Origin of the sequence: Lactobacillus gallinarum DSM 10532 = JCM 2011 (assembly GCF_001434975.1) — a bacterium.
Taxonomy (GTDB): Bacteria; Bacillota; Bacilli; order Lactobacillales; family Lactobacillaceae; genus Lactobacillus; species Lactobacillus gallinarum.
The window spans coordinates 1-4,343 of the sequence record NZ_AZEL01000058.1; the positions used below are offsets into that span (position 1 = coordinate 1).

Below are 4,343 nucleotides of genomic sequence, written 5' to 3' on the forward strand. Positions count from 1 at the left end.
GATTATTCCATTTTTGCCGTTTATAGTTTAAGCCGCTGCCAATATCGCTTATTTCTTCGTCTAATACGATACCTTGTGCGTTAGCGTATTGTCGAATATAGCTTAATTGATCTTTTAAGTCATCTTTTTGACCATAAGTTGATACTCTGGCATAAGCAACTTGTTTTTTATTTGAGCTTAGACTATTTTTGCTCAAATATTGATTTATTTGATCTTCTGTATAGAATCTGCGATTAGTAGGAGAGCGCTTAGCTTTAAAAATACCCTTTCGATCCCATGTTTGGAGGGTTCTAGTGGTTATTCCTAAACGATCAGCGACATCTTTAGGTTTTAAAATTGTCATAATATTCACTTCCATGTTTAACTTTCTAATGAATATTATGGCAAATATTTCTATAATATTTTACATATTTCCATATTTTTGTTAGCAGTTAATCAGCTCCTGCTTTACTTAGAACAGCTTTATGTAAACGCACTGCTAGTGAGTTACCCCATTGTTTCAATTCCACAGTGTTCATATTAAATACCTCTTAATCTCTCTTAGCTTACTTACATCAACAGTAAAATCTTACAAACAAATTATTTTAAATAACTACCTACATTGGTTTTATCAATTCACATATCCACACACATTATAAGCTATAAATTAAGGTAAATTTAAACTATTCTTTTCAAAAACAAGATATAATAATAGCAAATAAAATATTGATATTTTCAAGGGAGGAATATCCATGAAACTCATTAAATCAATCAACTTAGCTGCTGCCGCATTATCTTTAACAGCACCAGCTATTGCACTTGTAAATCCATCAATCACTACTGCTCAAGCTGCTACTAAAAAGTCAACTGGCACAATTACTGTTGGCAATAACAATAGTAGTGTAATCGGTGTCTACAATGCTGCTGGCAAACAAAAGAATCAAAAGATTAAGAACGGCACTACTTTTAAATACTACGGTGCTCCTAAGTTAATCAACTATGAATATACTTATAAGATCGCTAAAAACAAGTACGTTCCGACTTCCGCAATTTCAGCATTAAACGGCAAGAGCATCTTATATATTGCTAATAATTCATATGTTTACGACAAAAATGGTAAGCACGTAACTAAGAACTCTAAGCGTGTCTTATTGCGTAGATCTCAAATTGTAAACTACACCGGCTCGATTAAAACAGCTGCTAGTGATGCATACCGTTTCTTAGTAAATGATGGCAAAAAGATGGCTTTATCAACTAAGACTATTAAGGGCCACCAATATTACAGCATCGGTAAAAACGCATATATCCGCGTATCTAATGTAAGTTACGTAAATAATGAACCATTATATGCTGCATACCAAACTGTAACTTTAGATAAGCATAGCAATGAATCTAAAGTCCCTGTTTACGATGCCGAAGGTAAAACAGTTAGCCAAGAATTAACTGCTGGCAGCAAAGTTAGTGTTGACCGCACTAAGACTATTAAAAATGGCGACCAAACTTTGATTTTATACGGCATTAAGGGTCAAAAGTCATACATTGATATGAACGACATTGCAACTATGCCAAACTTGGCTGTTACAACAGAAGAATAAAATTCAATAATTAATTTAAATTTAAGGCCAGTCGAATTTGATGCGAACGCCAAATTTGGGACATATTTTAGATCACTCTATTTTAAAACCATATTTCGATATTTTATCGGAGTATGGTTTTTCTACTGTCTTGATACTATCATAATTGTAGTAATAAGATGTACTCTTGGTGCTAATTAAAGCTTGTCCATCAATACACCATTATATGTTAATATTGTCATTTCTAAGCGGTTTGAAATCCTACTAAAATGCGTATTCTATTTTCCGCATTATAATAAGCTAAAAGTGAAAAAATACTCTCATTTATTCTTCCTAATTTTTATCAACTTACGATCGTTATGTTCCTTAGCACCTTGCATATTCTGCTATATAGAGTTCAGGGCTCTGACTCCTATTTGAAACGATCATGCAGGTCCTAAGATTCCTCATCATTGCATATATTTCGAGTAGTTCAATTTGATCTGACTTATCTCTATTATGTTTTAGGTATCCTAAGATCTAATCTTTTTAATTTTATTTATATTTTTTAACAAAAACAAACAAAACCATTTGCTTTTTTAATAATCATATAATAAAATTCAAATATAATTTAATAAAATTTCTTTGGAGGTGCGCTTTATCATGACTAAAGCAAGAAAATATTTTGGTGCATTAGCACTTATTTCTGGAGCAACTTTAAGTTTAGTTGCATGTGGTAATAACAAACATACAAACAGTAGTAATGCAAATAAAACTAATCATAAGTTTAGCGAAACTGTTCCTGTAAAAAGTATTAAAAAAGGAGGAACTTTAACCTATGCTCTTGAATCAGACAGTCCATTCACTGGTATTTTCTTACCAGAATTATCAGATACTTCAATTGATAGTGAGGTACAAAGCCCAGGTCTAGAATCTTTATTTTCAACAGATGATCAATATAAGATTAATAATAAAGGAGCTGCTACTTTTAAACTAAATCGGAAAGCTAAGACTGTCACAATCGAAGTGAAAAAAGGAGTTAAGTGGTCAGATGGTAAGCAAGTGACTGCTAAAGACGTTGAATTTGCTTATGAAATTATTGCAAATAAAGACTCTAAATCACAAAGATATACTGAATCTTTAGCTGATATTGTTGGCTTAGCTGAATATCATGAAGGTAAAAGCAAGAAAATTTCTGGAATTGAAATGCCTGATGGTGAAAATGGACGCAAAGTCGTACTCCATTTCAAGCAAATGAAGCCTGGTATGCTTCAATCAGGTAATGGATATTTCTGGGAATGTGCTGAGCCCTATCATTACTTAAAGGATGTACCTTTTTCAAAGCTTTTATCTAGTGACAAGGTCAGAAAATCCCCACTATTTTTTGGACCATTCCGTGTATCTAATATTGTTCGTGGTCAATCTGTTTCTTGGGAGCGTAATCCTTATTACTGGCGTGGTACACCAAACTTTAAAAAAGTAGTTGCATCTGTTGTCAGCTCCAGTTCTGCTACCCAAGCCATTAAAAGTCATAAATTTGATATTGCTGATGTGGTTAATACACAATGGGATCAAACTAAGAATGCAACTGATACTAACTTTATTGGTGAAGTTCCACTTAGTTATAACTACTTAGCTTTTAAAGTGGGTAAATGGGATAAGAAGCTAGGCAAGAATGTTGAAAATAAGAATGCCAAGATGAATAATCCAGCATTACGTAAAGCAATGGCCTATGCAATGAATATTGATGCTGTTGCTAAACGCTATTACCAAGGATTAGCATTACGTGTTAATACTTTGATCCCAGAACAATTTGGTGACTTCTCCGATAGTTCAATTAAAGGTTACCCATATAACTTGAAGAAAGCCAACCAATTATTAGATAAAGCCGGATATAAAAAGAAAGGCGAATTCAGAGTTCAACCTAACGGAAAGAAGCTTACTATTAATTTAGCTGTTAGAAACAATGCTACTACCGCAGAGCCCGTATGGCGTAATTATATCCAACAATGGAAGAAAATCGGTTTGAACGTTAAGTTTGTTGGCGGTCGTCCAATGGAATTTAACAATTGGGTACAAGCAGTTCAATCTGATGATCCAAAAATTGATGTCTTTGAAGGTGGCTGGTCACTTTCAAGTGAACCTTCTCCTAATGATCTTTATAGTGCTGCTGCACCATATAATATGGCACGTTTTGTTTCCCCTGTACAAAGTAAGCTTTTAGCTGATATTGACTCAGAAAAAGCTTTCAACCATAAGTATCGTGTTGACGCATTCAGAAAATGGCAAAAATGGATGTACAATGAAGCCTATGTTGTACCTACCACTAATTCATATTCAATAACCGCTGTTAATAAAAAAGTAACTGGATGGTCACTTAAACCAAGCGCAACTAACTGGTTTAGTGCAGGGTTTGTAAAATAAGCATTACCTAACTGTCTTGCCTAATAAATATCTTTTCTAAAATTTACTTTAGTTAATCTAAAAAATGCTACTAAATCTGACTGATTTGGTAGCATTTTTCTTGTGTATCACTAATAGTGACGTTATTGATGAAGGAATTGACTATCAATTTTTTCATGTGAGCGTACAGATGTCTAGTCGGGCCAAATGATGGATAAACCTGCAACACAGACAAAGACCTGAAGGAAAGCGTAAAACTAAAGCAGAAGCTATGAAACAATGACACACCCGCGAACAGAGTTCGCAAGTTTCAGAAATAATTAATGTCTCGTTCAGATAATTTAGACATAACAAACATTCTAAGCTAAATAGTGAATTAGTTATCCGACGGGATAATTGATTCACTAT

The 4,343-nt window shown here is 33.6% G+C and carries 3 protein-coding genes and 1 pseudogene; 2 read left to right on the plus strand and 2 right to left on the minus strand.

The window, feature by feature from the left end:
• The coding region (locus FC37_RS08205) for a MerR family transcriptional regulator (RefSeq protein ID WP_156400668.1) at positions 1–343 on the minus strand (343 nt) is incomplete at its 3' end.
• A 388-nt stretch (positions 344–731) separates the two neighbouring features.
• On the opposite strand from FC37_RS08205, the gene FC37_RS08210 reads away from it, so the two are divergent.
• Entirely contained in the window at positions 732–1,574 is an 843-nt protein-coding gene (locus FC37_RS08210) for an SLAP domain-containing protein (protein WP_025006470.1), read from the plus strand.
• Between the two features lie 176 nt (positions 1,575–1,750).
• Here the strand turns inward: FC37_RS08210 and FC37_RS11000 are convergent.
• Positions 1,751–1,939, minus strand: a pseudogene (locus FC37_RS11000) (hypothetical protein); the annotation flags it as partial.
• 256 nt (positions 1,940–2,195) lie between these two features.
• Between FC37_RS11000 and FC37_RS08215 the strand changes: the two are divergent.
• A complete protein-coding gene (locus FC37_RS08215; RefSeq protein WP_025006471.1) occupies positions 2,196–3,956 on the plus strand; it encodes an oligopeptide ABC transporter substrate-binding protein in 1,761 nt (586 codons plus the stop codon).
• Positions 3,957–4,343: the final 387 nt, after the last annotated feature.

What these genes read in the sequence shown, in the direction of transcription:
- FC37_RS08215 (WP_025006471.1), top strand. Translation starts at nt 2,196, where the DNA reads ATGACTAAAGCAAGAAAATATTTTGGTGCATTAGCACTTATTTCTGGA.
- FC37_RS08210 (WP_025006470.1), top strand. Translation starts at nt 732, where the DNA reads ATGAAACTCATTAAATCAATCAACTTAGCTGCTGCCGCATTATCTTTA.